We start from the raw sequence: 18,427 nt of genomic DNA, 5'->3' as shown, positions 1-18,427 counted from the left end.
TGTTTGGAGTATTATTTTCCACTATAGTTTCCTCCTTATTGATTCATATTTTGTGAAGGTTGAGTTACATACTGTTGCATCTGTTGAAGCAGCTGTTGATAGTGTCGATCATGCATTTGTCCAGCTTGTTCAAGTGCTGCTCTTACTTCGGGATTTTGACATTGTTGAGCGAAAAAATGCATTTTCTTCATCGCAAGTAAATTCCAGCTTAACATATCGTTTACATAGAGATGATCCTTTGTTGACATTATTTCAGGCGGTTGTGTCATTAAAGCTTGTGCTTGTTGATTATTCATACCCGTCTGCATTTGTTGCATGATGTTTCCTCCTGTTAACAATGTTGTAATCACTTTAGGTAGATTGCCACACAGCGGTCAAAAATATGCAGGTATTTTAGACTAGTTTTAAAGACCCCCCCACCTCTAGATAGCATTAAATACTCCCCACCTATACTTAGGTGGGGAGTATTTGTGGCTAAACTAAATATTAATTTATCCTATTCCAGACCCTGTTTAAATCTAAGGGGACATAGACTTTATCACCATGAATTTCCTTATGTATGATAGGATTGGTAAAACTTTCATCTAAATAATTTTCAATTATTTTCTTATGTCTAGCTCGTGGTTTTGTTCCTAAAATATTTTCAGTATAGTCCTTGTACATTACTAATGTATACCTCGCTTTTTTCACCATTTTCTTGTTTATAGAATTCGCTGTATTAGAGGCAACAGGGGATTTATCCGTCATGTTAAAGAAAGAAAACCAACCATTAACAGCAAAGGATCTAAACTTGACGGTTGCTTCAATTAAAGAGTCTCAGACTGTTATTATGGATGGTGTGATAATGGATGAACCACTTGCGACGATTGGACGAAGCCGTGCTTGGTTACACACTGAATTAGAAAAACTTGGTGTAACGGTAGAAAATGTTTTTCTTGGACAAGTTAATTCCTATGGAGAGTTAACAGTTGACCTGTTTGACGATCAATTACAAGTCGCATCTCCTCAAGAAAGACCTTTAATTCTTTCGACCATGAAAAAGTGCCAAGCAGACTTAGAGCTGTTTGCTCTTGGAACCGAATCAAAAGAAGCTAAGCAAATGTATAGTAAAAATAGTGAAAAACTACAAGAAGCTATTGATAAAGTGATGCCTATTTTAAAAGGATAATGGTTTATTTCGCTATCTTGGATGATCTTAAGACACATAACAAAAAAGTAGTACCATTTTTTTATATAATATCATTAAGTCGAATCTTGAAAATAAAATCTTTGGAAAAATATTTTTTTAAAATTGATTCGGGTATATGTATATATAGAAAGTTTTTCTTCAGCCGTTAAATTTAAAAACGCTAGGAAATTTTTTCAACTAAATATTCTGCTACAAATGATGTAAATACTCTAGAAGGAAGTCGTGATACCTATTCGTTAGTAGGGAAAGAGCAGAAGTATCAAAATCGTATTTATGTTATCGCCTAGTGTAAAATAAAGGGAGTAAACTGGGAATGCACCTATATCATATATTATAATTGAATAAATTTAATGTCTATCTGCAAAAACTGCCTCACCTCGGGTAGTTTTTTTGTATCATTAATAGACATTTTCCTTTAAACAGGGTTACTTGACCTACAAGGGCTAGGGTTATTAGTTATCGTTTTTTTGCGCTTATGTTGCGTCTACTTGCACTTCAGAAGTTATATTCAGTGAAGTAAAAGTTGTCTATAATGCTAACGTTTTTGGCATATACATAGAACACGTCCATTTAGACAGGAGAGTTCTTAATAAATGCCATATTTTATGAAAGCAGTTGCTATTCTTGTAGGCAGCATGTCAATAGCGTTGGGAATAAATACTTTTTTAATACCAAACAAAGTTTTAGATGGCGGAATTATTGGCCTAGGTTTAATTATTAGTTATTTATTAAATACAAACGCCGGGTTCACGATAATGGTATTGAGCATCCCCATTTTTGCTCTAGCTTGGTTTAAGTATCGTTCATATTTTTTTAATAGTTTGCACGGTATGCTTTTATCATCATTTTTTATTGACCTTTTTCATAACGTTAATCAAGTTCCTATAAAATTTTCACCAATTCTTAGTTCATTTACAGGTGGTGTATTCATTGGTTTTGGCATTGGTCTTATGCTTCGCTTCGAGACAAGCACAGGTGGAACAGATTTATTAGCCCAGTACTTTTCTGAATTCATTAAAATTAATGTTGGGATCATCATTCTCATTATGGATGTTTTTGTTATTTGTCTTGGGGGTTTATTCGTTTCAACAGAAACTTTCTTTCTTTCGGCTATAACTATTTCATCTGGTGGAATAACTACAAGCCTTTGCACTTGGAATTTTAAAAGCAATGATTATTGACCAAGTAATTCCAATTAATAACAATTAGGCAACTGTCTAGTCATTGGACAATCGCGGAGCATATGATGAAATTGTTATTATCAAATAGGTAAAAATCACTAACAAGGATGTTTTAATAAAAGGTTTGTGTCATTTTGAATAATTTACTTTTGATAAGTCTATTATCAATTACCGGAGGCCACTTACCTTTTCATAACCAGAAGCATTAACGAAATTTACCTATTTGTATTTTTAAACATGTCGATTGTTTTTTGAATATTATGGATGAAAATTATGGTCGGGAGATGAAGAGGAGTGGAAGAAGTAGAAGAAATACAATATCGTGAAGAGTTGCTGAAATGGTGTGATAACATTTATTTGCATTGGGAAAGAATGAAACCAAGGTTTTCAAAATTATTTGATTTGAAGACCTTAGAGGAATGGGAAGAGTCATGTCGTGGGTTGAAAGAAAAATTACAGATAGATACAGAAGCTGATCTTGATGAATATCACACAGCAAAAAACTTATATGAACAGTGGGAAATGTTGTATGGAGAATCAATAAGTGGTAAAGAAGACGTTAATTCCGATGTGAGGGAAGGTGTGGAGTTGTCCACTCAATCTGATCGCGAAATCGAATTGTCGGATCGGGAAAGTGATAAAGAGGACGAACTTATACGGGTGACAATTAATTTGGAAATACCGAGACAGGATTTAAGGAAAATTTTATTAGACTATAAAATGGAAGTCTAGCCATCCCAAATAGAGAGGGGTCAATGGCCTATTTGTAATTCGTATAGAGAAAACGCCAAACCCTATGTTCAAGGTGTTGGCGTTTGTTCATTTTTTACTCTTTATAAATAGTTATTTACACAACACTATTATTAAATTCCAAGTATCAAAAACCAGACAAGCAAGATCTCAATCTTCCAGAAAGTCCAGTAGACGTCCCAACATCGTTAAAAATAGATGGGGAAATTTTATGGGATAATTTACATGAACTCGGATTTGATCAACAGTGGTTAGATAACCAATTAACTACTAATGGATATAATAATGTAAAGCGTATACTCTATGCAGATTGGCGAGAGAGTGAAGGCATACATGTAAGTCCTAAATAAAATTTGTTAGGATAAGAGCACATCAATTTTCTTGATGAATATAAACTTTAGTCTTCAACAATCAGGCGCTTTAATGAAGTAACTAAAGCCTAATTTTTCACTTATAACACCGAGAAATTAGACTTTTTATATTTTGATATCCTTAACGTTGTAAATCCGCATTTTCCTGACGCTACCCCTCCTATAAATTGTAACATTTTAGGAGGTGTAAATTCACTGGGAATTAGAGTAAAGATTTTTAATAAAATTCTTAAATTAAGTACTGATTATTTTTATACCTATAATAACCAGTATTTTTAGATTCAATACTTAACAATACTTATGTATTGAATTTTAAACAAATCCTTTATTAATACGATTTTTAATAAACGAAATTTTCCGTCCATTGATTTAGTTTACATAATATCGAAATCAAACCCCAATTTTGGGGTAAGAGGATCAAAAAAAAGCACCTTCAAAAAAAGATGCTTTACTTCCAATATTCATAATGATTTGCAATGAAGATCTGTAAATAATCATTAAAATTAATTTCCGTTAACTCTCTGACATTACTCCATTCAAAATACTTAATATTGCTAATCAACGAGTAGAATTTAGGGTTTTTTAGAAGGCTAATTATTACTGAATTTCTAATTTGATACTGTTTTGATTCTGAATCAGGTTTATTTTCAATAATATTCCGAATAACACCGAGTAAGAGATCTGTTATCTCCACCCCTATTTCTTCCCCTTTTGGCACTAACTGACTTGTTAATACCACATAATGTTCTCCCCGATACAATGATTGAATATTGAGCTGCTCTTTTATTAAATCATTTAACTGAAAGCTTTTATATTCTGTAGAGTCTTCTATGTAGATGTCAGTTGTGATGTCTACAGTACGACCATATCCCCTCAAAAGACCATATATTATACGTTCTGGGAATTTTGTATAAATCATCCTATCGATTAAATCCTCACCAAATCCCCTTCTATTCGCTAACATTGAGTAGTCATAATGAATAACGTTAAATTTAAGCAAATGATGATATTCAGCAATAAGATTTAAAGCCTTAACGATATTTGTACGATAATCAGCTTTACCCGTAACATCTTTCCAGTGAAGCTTTACGGTTCCATCTCTTAATTGTTGGGATAAAGCTTCAATTTCTGGTAAAGAATAGATCTTAGAAGGAATTGAAAGTCCACCCATAAGATTAGGTTTATCCTTTCTTTTCCCACTCTCATCAAAAAACACTTTTATATTTTCATTTTGAACCATCATTTTCCCCTCTTCGGAAGGTTGACAAAGAATATATTATTAGGTAATATTGGTTTACATATCAGTTCTCACTCTGGTAGTGCGAACTATATAAAGACAAAACATTCACTCATCCTGGTGATGCGTGAAATTTGTTGCTTACCTAACTGCCTACCTTGGTAGTTTTATTTATTTTCTTTTCTTACATAATAGCATGATTTAAAATTTTCAAACACTTCCTAATTTCAGGGAAGTGTTTTTTATAGTTAAAACAATAATATAAATCGGACAATACTTTAATCTGACGATAAATCGAATATCAGTTCCATCTGTCCAAGCTTTCTATCTTTCTATACAATAACGGTAAATGAGATCGGAGGTTTTTACTATGAGTGGAACGGACGGAACACTAACTGTAAGAGATATGACGAACCGTTTGAACATTGGTGACAGTACATTGCGTAAATGGTGCTTATCTTTAGAAGAACACGGTTATAACTTTTACAGAACGGATCAGAACAAGAGGATATTCACGCAGCAAGACTTAATCGTTCTCCAACAATTTCAAAAACTTGTTCAAGAGAAAAACATGTCAATGAATAACGCTTCTTTAGTAGTAACAACAAAGCATCAGAAGGCACCGTTCTCTGATGAGACGGAAATAGAACAGGTAATTGAACAGGAAAACAACGTTCCTTCAATGCGTTCTGATAATCAATTTATCGAACGTTTGATGACATACATAGAACATCAAGAAGAACGCCAAAAACAGCAAGAACAGTTTAACAAAGCATTATTGGAACGGTTAGATCAACAACAGAAATACATAGAAGAACGGCTTAATAAGCGTGACGAAACACTGATCCAATCATTAAGGGAAGTCCAGGAGACAAAGAAGCTAATTGCAGCTGCAGAAGAGAAAAGGGAAGAAGAAAGCAAGAAAGGGTTCTTTCAACGCTTATTCGGTAAATAACAGTGGATTTAAGGATACGTGGTGTTTTGATTTATGAATGCGATACTTGTGGTACATTCTTTTCTGTATCTCTAATACAAAACGTAAGTTGTCCTGGTTGCAAAGGATCAAATATTACCCAAATAGGGGATGGGGTTACATCTTATAACGAACCTAAAAAAGAGTTCCGACAAAAAGAAAATTCAGTTGCTGTACAAAGCGAGAAGAAAAAAGAGTTTTTACGTGTAGAGGATATTACAGATCTACTTGATGTTTCATTAACCAAAGCCTATGAGCTTATGAGAGAACCTGATTTCCCATCAATGAATTTAGGAGGAATAAAAAGAGTAAGAAGGGAAGCTTTTTTCAAATGGTTGCAGAATAGGGAAAACAATAAATACAATACATAACATCAGTTAAGTTACTACTTGATTTTTAAAAACAATGGATTTAAAATAGAAACAGGTGTTCGCTTTTATTCTGACCTAAGCCTCCCACCTTGGAAAAGTGAGAGGCATTTTTTTATTGTATTCTAACTTTAAGACCCCCGCCAGCTACCGCCTTAACTGGATCAGGTTTCTTTTCTTCTCTTGGCTTCATCATTTGCAGGACATCGGAAAACCTTTGTACTTGAGCAATCCTAAAAGGATAATTGTTACTGATGGAGTAACGCTGTTCGGATATTATGAGAACGTTTGGAAATAGTGGTTTTTCTGCGTTTTGCCATGGTTCATGAAAGACAATACCACTTCTATGCAGATCCTTGTAACGGTCTAATTTATCCTTCATTTGCTTCTCAGAATAGATTGTTTTTTGCACTTCAATAAAGAAAGGCGTTCTCCTAAAGATACAGTCGACTGCTTTGCCAGTCTGCTAAGAGTGAAAGTTGCCATCTCTCCAATTTACTTCTTAAACCTTCATATTTTGCCCAATCTCCGAATGCATTGGGTTGTATTCCTTTATCCATGTACCAAGCAATTACCATAGACATTCTTAAATTATCCAAGCAATTTAGTGCATAATACAATTCTTTCCTGTTTACCCTTCGATAAGCTTCATGAACATAAGCAAAAAATTTAGATCTCCATAGCTCAACTTCTTGTACAGTCGGACAATAAAATAATTTCTGTGATTTCTCTAATATTTCTTCCATAAATCCTTTTTTATCATGGGCAATACTGATGTTTTGCAGCCAGATAGACGGTTGAATATCTACTGTTTTATAATAAAATGTATCAACCTTTATGAAAGTATCATAGTGAGCAACACTATGAGTTGCCCAAGGGAAATCTTCAAAATACAGTACTTCCCCCCAGTTTTTAGCCCTCTCTTTTTTATTCTTCCTATACCTTTCAAATACTTCATCCTTAACTACTATACGAAGGTCAATATCAGAATATATGTCTGTATTTCCATTTCCTATAGATCCGCCGTAAAAAACAGATAATACATTTTCATCATTAATTAAGTCCTGCTCAATCTTTTTCAACATAATTTCACGATGCTCAGGAATTTTCAAGTCTCTTTGACGATATTTATTTTCTAATCCCACACATAAGAATAACAGCTCCTTTTCAGTCTTTTAATCCAAATTCGCCAGTAGGAAATAAATTCCTTCTCACACAATGTGTTATTAACTGAAAAAAGCACCTTTCCTTAATCCAGAAAGGCGCCCGATTGCGGAAGATCTCTATTGGAGAAAGGTTCTCGTTACTTGAATAATCAATACTTGATAGGAAAATTATAAGGCCATTTTATTATTCATAACTACTATTGTAGAACCAACCAAAATAAGTGGTCTGCTGCCAATAAGTTCTCTTATTTCCCTTACGTATTCGGCCATATTTCCCCCTGTAAATGTATATTTTAGTCTCTAATCCGATTTCCATAGTGAATATGCCAATGCATATGTTTATTACTTTGATAATTACCGACATTTGTAGAAACCGTACATGCTCCAAATTCCTCATTCATTTTCGATGCAACTGTCCTTATTACTTCAAAGATTTCTATCATAATTTCTAATTCATCTTGTTGAACTGTGATAATTGAGACGATATGTTTTTTAGGTATTACTACAATATGCTCTTCATAAAAGGGTCGAGTATGATAAAATGCCAGTACATTTTCTGTTTCTAAGACTCGTTGTACTTGTATATTTCCACTTAATTGTAAGCGTCAAGTGAAATTGAACACTTTTTTCTTCTTATTATGATGTATCCCCTTCACATTGAAAAAGCATTTGCTTTATTGAAAGCAGGTGCTTTTTTACTTATTGACTTGGGTTTACTTATCCTAAAATATATTGGTTTAGCCTGTGTAAACAATGATAAAAGACCACGTAATTGCTGCCTTTTTGTATATAACTAAAGTTAAAATCAGGTTAAAAACCATAGGGGATCTCGCATATGTTTAATGCTAAATCATTTTAACGAATAAGCTTATAATTGCTACAATTAATGCAGTAAACGAAATTAAAGTGGAGTACTTTGATAAACGGACACTTGGAGGATCTTTTTGCAAACGGTTCTTTATTTTTACATCTTCCATTTTATTTTGAATTAAAATTTTTATATTCTGAATAGATGTTTGAATTTTATGCTGTTCTATAATATTGAGATCCGAATCACCAAATACTTCTTTTGCTTGATTTACATACGTCTTTTCCAATTTATTTTTTAAGAAAGGAACATAATGTGTAAGGAAAATTTCTTCGATTTCAGCAATTTGTTTTTCAGAAATTTTAAAGTTCACATAATCTTGAAATTCATCAATTAAGTTTAATTTTTCTTTACATGAAATAATAGTGTTATTAATAATAGCATCCCAAATACTGTTTAGGGTCATACCAGATTTCAGTAAACCCCTAGTATTAGCTTCATCTTTTACCTTTCTAATCTCTTGGTAAATAGATGCATCCAGTATGTTCAATTCATCATAGAGTTTTTTTACAAAATATTGATTAATATCTTTTTTCCTTTTCTCTCCCATAATTGCCCTCTTTTTATAGTTTTCATTATTTTACCATATAATAAAAACCCCTTTAATGTAATTTTCGGAGATATTTTGTACGTCTTTTAAGTGTTAATTTGCACTATCTTTTAAAAAAGCTACGTGTAAACCTAAACGAAAGTTGAAACTTAGGTTTTATTTATCCCTCAAAACATTGGTATAGACTTATGTGAGCATGATAAAAGACAGCATAATAGCTGCCTTTTTGTCTATCTCATTATCATATATATAGTATTTAATCTACGTTTAGGGGTACGACAACGATTCCTTCCTTTTCATGTCATAAGACATTATTTTACAAATAAAACCCTCGGTTACTATTTAATTTAACCGAGGGTTGTTTATTTTTATTGGAAATAAAGAAATATCCGTAAATTCTATCATTGTTTATCCTACAACTGATTCAATTTATTCATCATTTTTTGCCTAGACGGATTAGTATAAATCAACGTGGTATGAATATTTGAATGACCTGCAATATGAGCCACTTCATGTACATCAAATCCATTCTCAAGAGCATGAGAACAAAAATAGTGTCTTAAATCATGAGGGCTTAACACTTGTTCCAATCCAGCTAGGTGACTATACTTTCGAAACATATTGTTAGCCGTCATACGGCTTAACTTTGGTCCTTTGTTAGATAAAAATAAATAAGGACTGTCTGTATACTTATGTTTTTTTCGTAATTCCAAGTAATCTTTTAAAGCTTGAATGACTTTTTGATTTAAAAGTACAGTACGCTGTTTGTCTCCCTTACCAGAACGAATGACTAACTCTGATGATAATAAGTGTAAATCTCGACTAATCTCAATACTTAAAGCTTCACTAATCCGGCAGCCTGTAAAAGTAAGCAAAATAACCAGGGCATAGTCTCGAACATTTTGCTTTTCAACTACAGCTTGAATGAACTTATGAACCTCTTTTTCGGTAAATTGTGCCGGTGAGGCATAAGTTTGTTGAATTTTTTTCTTCATTTTCTTTGTAATGACCATGTCTTCTTGAACGCCAACTGATATCAGAAATTCATTATATTTCTGAAGAGCCGAAAATTTAGCGTTAATCGTTTTGGCACTTCGTTTTTTATCACCTGAAGATATTGGAGGTAGTCCTTTACATTTTGTATGTAAAGAGATCTTGGGTGTTTATCAAAGGTGCCCTCAAACCAAGAAAAATACTCTTTCACAGCCAATCGGTAATTACAAATGGTATTTTCGGATTTATCTTCCAAACGAAGATGTTTAACAAAATTCTCAATCAAACTCATAATCTTACAACCCCATAAATTATGTTTAGTTTTTATTTGGCAGGTCTAAAATAAATTATGTTTAGTTTTATAAGAGAATTATATCATAATGAGTCCATGTTTGGTTTTGGTTCTCTAAATTAATTTTAGGGGAACGGAAACGATTCTGGATTTAAGGGGCCACTATAGAAAACAAAACCAAAAATCAATAATTAGATGTTTAATGTCAATAAAGTTGTTCCAGAAAAGGGCCATTTAATTGAGTAGAGTGTTTTGGGCTAACAACGATTTCTTTCAGTAAGTCACCCTGAATCTAAGTGAATTTCCTAAACATAGTGCATAGGATAATTTTATAAATCTGTGAAGGGAATGAGAAAGATGTACTATTTTCCTTATATTTATCCATATCCTTATTATGTTAACGTACCAATGTATAACTATGGAAGACAGCCTGTTTACTGGAATATTCCTAGTGAGATAGGGCATGATAAACGATCGGGTTTTTTACAATCATCGAAGGGAAGAGGTAGAATTGAGTTAAAAGATTATGGACCAGAACCATTTGTAGTTAATATCAATGAGGCTGCGAAGCAAAACAATACTTATCGTAACGCTTTATGGACAGGAAACCATTTACAAGTTACATTGATGAGTCTCAATGTTGGCGAAGATATCGGTTTGGAAATGCACCATAATGTTGATCAATTCCTACGTATTGAACAAGGTCAAGGGATTGTTCAAATGGGCAAGAGGAAAGATAATTTAAACTTTGAAAGAAAAGTCTATGATGACTCTGCCATTATGATACCTGCTGGAACATGGCACAATTTAACTAATACAGGTAATCTCCCGTTAAAACTTTACTCGATATATGCACCTCCACAACATCCACATGGTACTGTACATGTAACAAAAGTCGATGCCATGGTAGCTGAATAAAACTACTGTGAGTAATAAAAAGAGGAACGTAAAATATATTATTAGAATTGTTCTTACGAAATTAGAGAACTATTTTGTTACTATTTTATATATTTGTTATTCAATTAACCTGCTCTTATCTACAGTATCAGCGACAAAATGTTGATATAATGCACCTTATATCTTTGTGTTCATGTAGTAATAGATACACGTTTTAAGGGCTTGACTTGAGTCCCCTGTGGGTACAATTGATCCTGTGAAGGTTGTAGCAGTTTTTCCATCAGGCAACGAGCCTATCTATCACACCTACCGCGCTCTCGCTTACTGTCCTTGAAGTTTAGTCTGGAAGAAGTACACTTCCACACTAAACTTCAAGGTTGTTTCTTTCTCCAGTTACCCCTACTTTTCCTTAAATTTTTATATATAATTTTGCTATGTTTAATAAGAATAGTCGGGTTCCCGATAATAAAACGGTTTAACCAATTCAATAAACTTAACTTTGATATAAATAGATGAACGCATGTTATAACAATGATTCCAATAATCCCCTCCATCACTCCTTCTACTTTAATTGATCCAAAAGCTAAATAAGCTAAAAAAATAATGGCTCCAAAATCATAGGGGGTAAGTTGTGCTAGTGCGGATTTCCCTAAAAGTTTTACGGCTAAAATAAACACAATAAATAAAAAAATTAATTTAACTAAAAAAATAAACAACTTCTCACACCTCGTTACTAAGATAGTTCGGCCTTAGTCCGATTTCGGACTAAGGTTTTTGTGTAAGGAATGTTTTTGAACCATCTATTTAAATATAGGGTAATTAATAAAAGGTTTAGGATCTATTTTTATCGTTTAAGCAAAATGTAAATTTTATTTAACTATTATTAAACCTAATAAACCTATTTAGAATCGGTTGTTCGGTTTTTATCATTTTATTACCGCGTGTCATTCCATAAATCGCAACAGACCCAATTCCTAAACCTAATAACGAAATCATCATGCCTCTATTTTTACGCTAAACATCCATCTATTATTTCGATCAAAACTAAATTGTTCATTACCTCTCTGGTATTTATTTGAAAGAAAATGGATTTCACTAAGGTATACTGAAAAGAAACCACCATTATCCTCTTAAAATAGGGGTCACTTTATCAATGGCTTTTTGTATTTTTTCACTATTTTTGCTATACATTTGCTTGGCTCCCTTTGCTTCCGTTCCAAGGGCAAACGATTCCAAGTCAGCTTGACACTTTTTCATGGTAGAAAGTATTAAAGGCTTTTCTTGAGGGGACGGGACTTGGAGTTTATCATCAAAAAGGTCAATTGTTAATTGTCCGTAAGAATCTACCTGCCCAATAAAAACATTCTCAATCGTCACCCCTTGTTTTTCTAGTTCGGTTTTTAACCAACCCCGACTTCTACCAATTGTAGACAGAGGCTCATCTAATATTTCTCCATCCATAATGACGGTCTGAGGTTCCTTAACGGAAGCAACAGTCAAGTTTACATCTTTCGGTGTCAAAGGTTGGTTTTCTTTCTTGAGCATAACGCTTAGATCCCCGGTTGGCTCTAATACCGCAAATTCCACATCAGCTACCTTAAAGACATCCTTCTTTCGAAGCAATTCCAGTAACTCATCGGTTGTGTATTTTTCTTTTTTTAGATTATCCTCCATAATTTTTCCATCTTTAATAAAAATAGTTGCTCTTCCTTCTATAAAATCACGAAAGCCTTTGCTTTTTAAGGAAAGCAAACCTGCTAAAAAGGGTATTGCCGCGAAGACCACGATTCCGATTATCCCGTTAAACATGTTCCGTTCAAGTCCTGTGATAACTTCTGCGCCAATACTTCCAATTGTAATACCTACAACATATTCAAAAAAAGAAAGTTCAGAAAGTTGCTTTTTCCCTAACCATTTTGTGATTAAAAACAGGACAACGACAAATAATAATGACCGTATTACCACCTCTAACCATTCAGGCACTACTTACACCTCCTACAATAGAATGTTTTATCTTAAAAGCCTTTGTATTGAAACTCTTCTCGTTCCAATTCCCCAACTCGTTTTTTCAAATCTGTTACCACTTCATGCACGACCATCATGGTTTCATGCAAGGTACGCTTTGATTCATGGTCCTGAGTTCGTAAGGCTAAACTGGATAAATCAGCTTCTATACCTTTCAGACTTGCAAGAGATTTCTTCACTTCCGATGCAATGGTCATCCTACATCCTCCTCCTATCCTTTTGGTTTAAATAGCAAGGCGCCAATCATTCCGAAAATAATGGCAGCTGAAATTCCGGCACTTGTCACTTCAAACATTCCCGAAATCACACCTACTAAGCCATGTTTTTCTGCTTCTTCCATCGCTCCATGAACCAGAGAATTCCCGAAACTTGTGATTGGAACCGTAGCTCCTGCCCCTGCAAAATCGATAAACGGTTCATATAAACCAAATCCATCAAGAAGGGCACCAATGACAACGAATGTACTTAATGTATGGGCTGGTGTGAGTTTAAACACATCAAACATAATTTGCCCTACAACGCAAATCAATCCACCAACGACAAAAGCCCAAAAGAATATCATGATCGTTGTTCACCTCCGTATTCAATCGACACTGCATGAGCGATACAAGGAATCGTTTCATTTTGCTGAAAACTTAACGGCGACAATAAAGCCCCTGTCGCTACAACTAACATTCGTTTAAATTCACCCTTTTTCATGCGGTTTAACAAATGACCATAAACAACCGTTGCTGAACAACCTGGACCACTAGCTCCTGCTAGAACTGGCTGCCCTTCGCGGTAAATCATTAATCCACAATCCTGATACTGTTCTTCACGTATAGGGGTTCCATGCTTTTTAAATAATTCAAGTGAAACTTCATGTCCAATTTGACCGAGGTCCCCGGTTACAATTAAGTCATAGTAAGAAGGGTCAATATTTCGTTCGGTAAAATGAGCCTCAATTGTATCAACGGCAGCTGGAGCCATCGCTCCTCCCATGTTAAAGGGATCAGTCATTCCCATGTCAATGACACGTCCAATCGTTGCAGACGTAACACGTGGTCCATCTCCGGAATCACTTAACAATGCGACTCCAGCACCAGTTACCGTCCATTGTGCTGTAGGAGGTTTCTGACCACCATACTCAGTCGGATAACGGAACTGTTTTTCAACCGAAGTGTTATGACTTGAAGCTCCCGTTAACAAATAATTGGCTCCTTTTGTGTTTATAAGGTAGGCACCAAGCGCCAGTCCCTCCATTGAGGTCGAACAGGCACCAAACAATCCTAGATAAGGTGTCCCTAGTGTTCGACAAGCAAAGCTTGTTGGAGTAATCTGATTAATAAGGTCTCCTCCAAGGAAAAACTGAATTTGCTCCTTTTGAAGCTTGGCTTTTTCGATGGCTCTTTGACAAGCTTCTTCGAGTAGAACTTTATGGGCTTTCTCATAGGAATCTTGCTTAAGCCATAAGTCCGAATGAAGAATATCAAAATCTTCAGCAAGTAATCCGTCTGCTTCAAATGGTCCGCCAACCGTTCCGGTGGAGATAATAACGGGCTTTTGATCAAAGACCCATGTTCGATGACCCGTTAACATTTACAAACCACCCCACTGTATAAGTATCGTTTTAATTGTTGCAATCACAAATGCGGAAAAGACACCAAACAAAATAACAGAACCTGCTAATTTGAACATATTACCACCTACACCCAACACAAAACCTTCCGTTCGATGTTCAATAGCAGCTGATATGACGGCGTTCCCAAATCCGGTAACTGGAACAGCAGAACCCGCACCTCCAAATTGGGCAATTCGATCATAGACTCCAAAACCTGTAAGAAGCATAGAGATAAAAATTAACGTCCCTACCGTTGGATTCCCAGCTGTTTGGTCTGTAAAATCAAAATAATAAATATAAAACATTTGAATTGCCTGTCCGACTAGGCAAATGATTCCGCCAGTTAGAAAAGCATTTATACAATTCTTAAATACGGGTCTTTTTATTTCAAGGTCATCTTCAAGGTCCATATATTCCTGTTGAACAGGTGTTAATTGTTTCTTTTGATTATTTGACATGTCTACTCCCCTTCTTCCGTCACGCTTTTTCTTTCATTAGGCTTTTGATTTTGTCGAAATCCTTTTTTAATGATTTCATCTTGATCTTATCTTTTTGTAATTTTTCTTCTAATTGTTCCAGTTCCAAATACATTTTTGAATCGGTTGAGACGAGGATTTTATAATTGGGATATGCCTTTTCTAAGTCTGATTTCACTTTCTTTTCGATGTTCTTTAATCGAAATCGATCAAATTGATCGACTTTTACCGCCAATAACAGCTCCTTATCGGTATTAACAGCCTTTACACCTGAAATCTCTTCTTCTTTGATTACCTTTTCTTTTGCTTGATTAGCAATAGATTGATCGATTGGCTTTCTTGTATGTACCTTTACGACATTTGCATCATCATTATTATTTGCAAACTGATTCTGATTTCCGATACATCCTGAGCTTAGTCCGATGGTTATTAGTAATAAAAGAAAAATTTTTAATAAAGTTATTTTGTCTTTCATGAAATCACCTCATGTTTTATCTATTATTTAAGACGAGAAAGGTTGGTAAACACCTAACCAACCTTTTGTCTCGCATAATTATTGTTGTTTGTATTGAGGTTCTTCTTGTTCTATTTGTTGAACACGTGGTTCAATGCTGTTTACAACCGATTGGGTTTGTTTAGCAGCATCTTGGTAAAGTTGCTTTGCTTGTTGATTTTCTGTACTAAGAGCAAATGTTTCGAAGCTAGCCTGCGCACTTTTTAATCCTGCTACTGCTGTCTTGACATCGTTTATTACTGTCATTTTAAATTCCTTCTTCCTTTTTTATTTGATGCTTACGAAAAATAATATCTCTCTTTTTAATGGTGTTTATTTATGGTAATTTAAGGGGGTTTTTAGACTCGAAGGGTTGTTTATTAAAACAATTCACCAAAAAGGAGGCGTTAACATCTTTCTAAATTCAATTATATGATCAAATTTCTTGAAGAAAATAAAAAAGCTAGCATGAAGCCTTTTTATATCGACAAAGAAACCTCATATCCTGATATAGTATTGCAATTTTATTATCAAGAATAGTGGGCTTTAATATAGTCTCGTACCCTGAATTAACATAAAGAGTCTGTGCATGATCAAACTTTATTTTAAGTCAACAGACTAAATAGCTCATTTTACATAATTTTACTTTCTAATCTACATACTTTATATTGAATCTTGTTTTTTTATGAAAAGGAGGCAGAATTATATTGGCACCAACTAACCACTCAAACCAAACACCTAAAAAAAGATAGTTTTACTAGAAAACCTAATAGCAACTCCTTAAAACACTATTACAGAAAGAGGTTAATTCAAATTGGAGAATAATATCGGAAATTTAATCGGAATAAAATCAAATGTTCGATCAAAGCAGGCATTCATTAATTATGAACGAACTTTTTCAAATCCCATTATACACAGAGAAATCCATGGCGATAAAATTTATGTACCCTTAGATCTACATAGAGCTTGGGATAAATTCTTTTAAAGTTACTTGTTTACTACAATGGTTTGTTATTTTAAAATTACCGAGAAAAATTTATGTCAATGTAACTTTACCTTAGGCAGTAATAATTCGTTGGCTAAATAATCAAACGCATCAGAGATAGAAAAAAAGTTGTTTTATCCTGCTGCTATAAACACGCAAACACCGTTCAGGTACGAACGGTGTTAAAAATGTCGTTTTAAACATCTTACAATTTTTTCCTATCAATCCAAATAAAGGTTACAATAACCCTCAGTTTTTAAATTGAATTTATGCATCTTTTTATATATTTAATCAAATCATGGAAAAAGATTATATTAATAATAAAAATGATTATCCCATTAGCTCAGAATAAGTAATCGTCGATGTGATGCACACAAAGTTGCTAGACGGCTGAACCATTCACCTTTAAATTTTCTTCGATTAAATCGATAACAAAATTCATCTAAATAGGATTGGAGATGCTTTGAATCCAGCCCGTGAAACGTACCACCAACAAACGCTTTTGCATTTGAGAGAACCGTATGCAACCAATTTAAATGGTCTGGACTTTTTTTTGCATTATAGACTTGGTACTCGTGCTTAAAGCCAGCTCCACCAAGTGTTCGGTAGGAATGATAGGCATCGCTACTAATTGTTGACCCTGGTTGAATGCTTTTCTCGGCAAAGTCAATCAAGGTTGTCCCTTTAATATCAGGGACGACCTCCATTTTTAAATAGAGTGGATTTCCTTTTTTATTCAAGGATAATCCCACCAAGACTTTGGTTTTTTCTGTTCCACGCCCGCGTTTTCCGCCTTCGGATGGGGCACCAAAGAAAGCATCATCAAGCTCTACAATACCAGCTAACGTGTATTCTGCATCGCGTTTTCTCATGGCTTGACGGATTTTATGAAGCATGAGACAAGCTGTTTTATATGTCACTTCAAGCTCTTCAGAAAGCCTTGTCGCAGATACACCACGTTTATCATGAGCGATTAAATAGATGGCTAGGAACCACTTAGTTAAGTCAGTTCTTGTTTTTTCCATCACGGTTCCGACGGTGACAGTGGATTGGTATCGGCACTTTTTGCATTCATAAAGCTTGTGCTTCCGCGTTTGTTTCGAAATACGCATCGTGACCACATTTTTCACAACAAAAGCCGTTTGACCACTTCAATAAAAATAAATGATCATGACAAGCTTTTTCGGACGAAAACCGTTTTTGGAAAGAAATTAGACTCATTTGTTGGTATCTGGACATACTAAACACCCTTTCAAGAACAATTGTTAGTAAACATTATTACCAAACATTAGTTCTTGATAAACATTTTTCTGAGTAAAGGGGGATACTTATTATAATAAATAATACGAGTTAGGTTACTATATTGAAGTAACTTATTTCAAAGAGTTTAAAAAGGAGAGATACTAAAATGGCCCAAAATAATCAACAAATTAATGTAGACCAATTAAATCAAGCAAAAGCGAATGTAACCCTTACACAAAATTTATTAAATCAAGCAATTGAAAAGTCTTCATCTGACCCTACTTTAGCTCAAGAGGCAATCAAACAAGCTGCTACTGAGATTGCACAAGCTCAAACAGCAGTTAGTCAAGTTCAAAGTGCTTTTATTGCCCAAAAATCAGAATAAAGATATATAGTTTTCCCTGTAACTCAAAAGAGATACAGGGATTGATTATAATTGATTTAAATAACCGGGTTTACCTTTTTGTTTAAAGTTATTAAAATGAATATCCCAAGAAAAAGGTACTATTTAAAGATTGTGTATCTTTACCTTTGGTTTTCGAATATAATTTTTGTACATCATACACTGTTTGAGTAAGTTACTAGATGGGGTAGCTTCAGGAAAATGCGGATTTACAACGTTAAGGAAATCAAAATATAAAAAGTCTAATTTCTCGGTGTTATAAGTGAAAAATTAGGCTTTAGTTACTTCATTAAAGCGCCTGATTGTTGAAGACTAAAGTTTATATTCACCAAGAAAATTGATGTGCTCTTATCCTAACAAATTTTATT

General features: G+C 34.1%; 22 protein-coding genes and 3 pseudogenes. 8 read left to right on the top strand and 17 right to left on the bottom strand.

Annotated elements, in window-relative coordinates; translation table 11 throughout:
* Positions 1–35 precede the first annotated feature (35 nt).
* On the bottom strand, positions 36–308 hold the full coding sequence (locus ACTJJ9_RS24450; protein WP_034298115.1) for a hypothetical protein: 273 nt from the start codon (positions 306–308) through the stop codon (positions 36–38).
* A gap of 395 nt (positions 309–703) precedes the next feature.
* Between ACTJJ9_RS24450 and ACTJJ9_RS24445 the strand changes: the two are divergent.
* From ACTJJ9_RS24445 to ACTJJ9_RS24430, 4 genes and pseudogenes are all read left to right on the top strand, one after another.
* A pseudogene (locus ACTJJ9_RS24445) lies at positions 704–1,168 on the top strand (DUF421 domain-containing protein); the annotation flags it as partial.
* Positions 1,169–1,782: 614 nt separating this feature from the next.
* On the top strand, positions 1,783–2,370 hold the full coding sequence (locus tag ACTJJ9_RS24440; protein WP_116354726.1) for a YitT family protein: 588 nt from the start codon (positions 1,783–1,785) through the stop codon (positions 2,368–2,370).
* Positions 2,371–2,664: 294 nt separating this feature from the next.
* Positions 2,665–3,102, top strand: coding sequence for a hypothetical protein (locus ACTJJ9_RS24435; RefSeq protein ID WP_160549868.1), 438 nt, complete (start codon positions 2,665–2,667; stop codon positions 3,100–3,102).
* 107 nt (positions 3,103–3,209) lie between these two features.
* A complete protein-coding gene (locus ACTJJ9_RS24430) occupies positions 3,210–3,470 on the top strand; it encodes a YetF domain-containing protein (RefSeq protein ID WP_340906144.1) in 261 nt (86 codons plus the stop codon).
* 469 nt (positions 3,471–3,939) lie between these two features.
* Here ACTJJ9_RS24430 and ACTJJ9_RS24425 read toward each other — a convergent pair whose 3' ends face one another.
* Positions 3,940–4,731 (bottom strand): DUF3800 domain-containing protein, encoded by a 792-nt coding sequence (locus ACTJJ9_RS24425; protein WP_145584947.1) that lies wholly within the window; start codon positions 4,729–4,731, stop codon positions 3,940–3,942.
* Between the two features lie 367 nt (positions 4,732–5,098).
* Between ACTJJ9_RS24425 and ACTJJ9_RS24420 the strand changes: the two genes are divergently transcribed.
* Entirely contained in the window at positions 5,099–5,683 is a 585-nt protein-coding gene (locus tag ACTJJ9_RS24420) for a DUF3967 domain-containing protein (protein ID WP_186324328.1), read from the top strand.
* Positions 5,684–5,685: 2 nt separating this feature from the next.
* Entirely contained in the window at positions 5,686–6,072 is a 387-nt protein-coding gene (locus ACTJJ9_RS24415; protein WP_255452024.1) for a helix-turn-helix domain-containing protein, read from the top strand.
* A gap of 112 nt (positions 6,073–6,184) precedes the next feature.
* Here ACTJJ9_RS24415 and ACTJJ9_RS24410 read toward each other — a convergent pair whose 3' ends face one another.
* The 6 genes from ACTJJ9_RS24410 to ACTJJ9_RS24385 form a co-directional block, all read right to left on the bottom strand.
* On the bottom strand, positions 6,185–6,451 hold the full coding sequence (locus ACTJJ9_RS24410; RefSeq protein ID WP_145584944.1) for a hypothetical protein: 267 nt from the start codon (positions 6,449–6,451) through the stop codon (positions 6,185–6,187).
* 52 nt (positions 6,452–6,503) lie between these two features.
* Complete coding sequence (locus ACTJJ9_RS24405; RefSeq protein WP_145584942.1) at positions 6,504–7,214, bottom strand: nucleotidyltransferase domain-containing protein; 711 nt, start codon at positions 7,212–7,214, stop codon at positions 6,504–6,506.
* A 314-nt stretch (positions 7,215–7,528) separates the two neighbouring features.
* Positions 7,529–7,819: an HIT domain-containing protein gene (locus ACTJJ9_RS24400; protein ID WP_145584940.1), complete on the bottom strand. Its 291-nt coding sequence runs from the start codon at positions 7,817–7,819 to the stop codon at positions 7,529–7,531.
* A gap of 261 nt (positions 7,820–8,080) precedes the next feature.
* Entirely contained in the window at positions 8,081–8,653 is a 573-nt protein-coding gene (locus ACTJJ9_RS24395) for a hypothetical protein (protein ID WP_145584938.1), read from the bottom strand.
* A gap of 413 nt (positions 8,654–9,066) precedes the next feature.
* Positions 9,067–9,666, bottom strand: a complete 600-nt coding sequence (locus ACTJJ9_RS24390; protein ID WP_255452023.1) for a tyrosine-type recombinase/integrase — start codon at positions 9,664–9,666, stop codon at positions 9,067–9,069.
* A 23-nt stretch (positions 9,667–9,689) separates the two neighbouring features.
* Positions 9,690–9,938, bottom strand: a complete 249-nt coding sequence (locus ACTJJ9_RS24385) for a phage integrase N-terminal SAM-like domain-containing protein (protein WP_255452022.1) — start codon at positions 9,936–9,938, stop codon at positions 9,690–9,692.
* A gap of 357 nt (positions 9,939–10,295) precedes the next feature.
* On the opposite strand from ACTJJ9_RS24385, the gene ACTJJ9_RS24380 reads away from it, so the two are divergent.
* A complete protein-coding gene (locus tag ACTJJ9_RS24380; protein ID WP_145584936.1) occupies positions 10,296–10,856 on the top strand; it encodes a cupin domain-containing protein in 561 nt (186 codons plus the stop codon).
* Between the two features lie 377 nt (positions 10,857–11,233).
* Here the strand turns inward: ACTJJ9_RS24380 and ACTJJ9_RS24375 are convergent.
* The 9 genes and pseudogenes from ACTJJ9_RS24375 to ACTJJ9_RS24335 all read right to left on the bottom strand — a co-directional run.
* A pseudogene (locus ACTJJ9_RS24375) lies at positions 11,234–11,551 on the bottom strand (DUF421 domain-containing protein); the annotation flags it as partial.
* Positions 11,552–11,957: 406 nt separating this feature from the next.
* Positions 11,958–12,818 carry a DUF421 domain-containing protein gene (locus tag ACTJJ9_RS24370; RefSeq protein WP_126411068.1) on the bottom strand — a complete coding sequence of 287 codons (861 nt, stop codon included), beginning with the start codon at positions 12,816–12,818 and terminating at the stop codon, positions 11,958–11,960.
* 32 nt (positions 12,819–12,850) lie between these two features.
* A complete protein-coding gene (locus ACTJJ9_RS24365; RefSeq protein WP_145584934.1) occupies positions 12,851–13,057 on the bottom strand; it encodes a DUF1657 domain-containing protein in 207 nt (68 codons plus the stop codon).
* A gap of 14 nt (positions 13,058–13,071) precedes the next feature.
* Positions 13,072–13,422 carry a stage V sporulation protein AE gene (gene spoVAE / locus ACTJJ9_RS24360; RefSeq protein WP_145584932.1) on the bottom strand — a complete coding sequence of 117 codons (351 nt, stop codon included), beginning with the start codon at positions 13,420–13,422 and terminating at the stop codon, positions 13,072–13,074.
* Positions 13,419–14,438: a stage V sporulation protein AD gene (gene spoVAD / locus ACTJJ9_RS24355; protein ID WP_145584931.1), complete on the bottom strand. Its 1,020-nt coding sequence runs from the start codon at positions 14,436–14,438 to the stop codon at positions 13,419–13,421. Before spoVAD ends, spoVAE begins: the two co-directional genes overlap by 4 nt.
* A complete protein-coding gene (spoVAC, locus tag ACTJJ9_RS24350; RefSeq protein ID WP_251399423.1) occupies positions 14,439–14,918 on the bottom strand; it encodes a stage V sporulation protein AC in 480 nt (159 codons plus the stop codon). It lies immediately after the preceding gene.
* A 19-nt stretch (positions 14,919–14,937) separates the two neighbouring features.
* The gene (locus ACTJJ9_RS24345; protein WP_145584927.1) at positions 14,938–15,411 is read right to left on the bottom strand and encodes a YhcN/YlaJ family sporulation lipoprotein; all 474 of its coding nucleotides are present in this window, start codon (positions 15,409–15,411) and stop codon (positions 14,938–14,940) included.
* A 78-nt stretch (positions 15,412–15,489) separates the two neighbouring features.
* Complete coding sequence (locus ACTJJ9_RS24340) at positions 15,490–15,696, bottom strand: DUF1657 domain-containing protein (protein WP_061794392.1); 207 nt, start codon at positions 15,694–15,696, stop codon at positions 15,490–15,492.
* Between the two features lie 1,048 nt (positions 15,697–16,744).
* A pseudogene (locus ACTJJ9_RS24335) lies at positions 16,745–17,653 on the bottom strand (IS1595 family transposase).
* A gap of 169 nt (positions 17,654–17,822) precedes the next feature.
* Between ACTJJ9_RS24335 and ACTJJ9_RS24330 the strand changes: the two are divergent.
* Positions 17,823–18,041, top strand: a complete 219-nt coding sequence (locus ACTJJ9_RS24330) for a hypothetical protein (protein ID WP_145584925.1) — start codon at positions 17,823–17,825, stop codon at positions 18,039–18,041.
* Positions 18,042–18,427: the final 386 nt, after the last annotated feature.

Origin of the sequence: Metabacillus sp. 22489, assembly GCF_052044855.1 — a bacterium.
Lineage (GTDB): Bacteria > Bacillota > Bacilli > Bacillales > Bacillaceae > Metabacillus > Metabacillus niabensis.
Note: the sequence above shows the minus strand (reverse complement) of the source record. Positions and strands in the feature narration are given on the sequence as shown.

What these genes read in the sequence shown, in the direction of transcription:
- ACTJJ9_RS24330 (WP_145584925.1), top strand. Translation starts at nt 17,823, where the DNA reads ATGGCCCAAAATAATCAACAAATTAATGTAGACCAATTAAATCAAGCA.
- spoVAC (WP_251399423.1), bottom strand. Translation starts at nt 14,918, where the DNA reads ATGTCAAATAATCAAAAGAAACAATTAACACCTGTTCAACAGGAATAT.
- ACTJJ9_RS24450 (WP_034298115.1), bottom strand. Translation starts at nt 308, where the DNA reads ATGCAGACGGGTATGAATAATCAACAAGCACAAGCTTTAATGACACAA.
- ACTJJ9_RS24410 (WP_145584944.1), bottom strand. Translation starts at nt 6,451, where the DNA reads ATGAAGGATAAATTAGACCGTTACAAGGATCTGCATAGAAGTGGTATT.
- ACTJJ9_RS24440 (WP_116354726.1), top strand. Translation starts at nt 1,783, where the DNA reads ATGCCATATTTTATGAAAGCAGTTGCTATTCTTGTAGGCAGCATGTCA.
- ACTJJ9_RS24380 (WP_145584936.1), top strand. Translation starts at nt 10,296, where the DNA reads ATGTACTATTTTCCTTATATTTATCCATATCCTTATTATGTTAACGTA.
- ACTJJ9_RS24395 (WP_145584938.1), bottom strand. Translation starts at nt 8,653, where the DNA reads ATGGGAGAGAAAAGGAAAAAAGATATTAATCAATATTTTGTAAAAAAA.
- spoVAD (WP_145584931.1), bottom strand. Translation starts at nt 14,438, where the DNA reads ATGTTAACGGGTCATCGAACATGGGTCTTTGATCAAAAGCCCGTTATT.
- ACTJJ9_RS24425 (WP_145584947.1), bottom strand. Translation starts at nt 4,731, where the DNA reads ATGGTTCAAAATGAAAATATAAAAGTGTTTTTTGATGAGAGTGGGAAA.
- ACTJJ9_RS24365 (WP_145584934.1), bottom strand. Translation starts at nt 13,057, where the DNA reads ATGACCATTGCATCGGAAGTGAAGAAATCTCTTGCAAGTCTGAAAGGT.
- spoVAE (WP_145584932.1), bottom strand. Translation starts at nt 13,422, where the DNA reads ATGATATTCTTTTGGGCTTTTGTCGTTGGTGGATTGATTTGCGTTGTA.
- ACTJJ9_RS24420 (WP_186324328.1), top strand. Translation starts at nt 5,099, where the DNA reads ATGAGTGGAACGGACGGAACACTAACTGTAAGAGATATGACGAACCGT.
- ACTJJ9_RS24340 (WP_061794392.1), bottom strand. Translation starts at nt 15,696, where the DNA reads ATGACAGTAATAAACGATGTCAAGACAGCAGTAGCAGGATTAAAAAGT.
- ACTJJ9_RS24385 (WP_255452022.1), bottom strand. Translation starts at nt 9,938, where the DNA reads ATGAGTTTGATTGAGAATTTTGTTAAACATCTTCGTTTGGAAGATAAA.
- ACTJJ9_RS24345 (WP_145584927.1), bottom strand. Translation starts at nt 15,411, where the DNA reads ATGAAAGACAAAATAACTTTATTAAAAATTTTTCTTTTATTACTAATA.
- ACTJJ9_RS24390 (WP_255452023.1), bottom strand. Translation starts at nt 9,666, where the DNA reads ATGGTCATTACAAAGAAAATGAAGAAAAAAATTCAACAAACTTATGCC.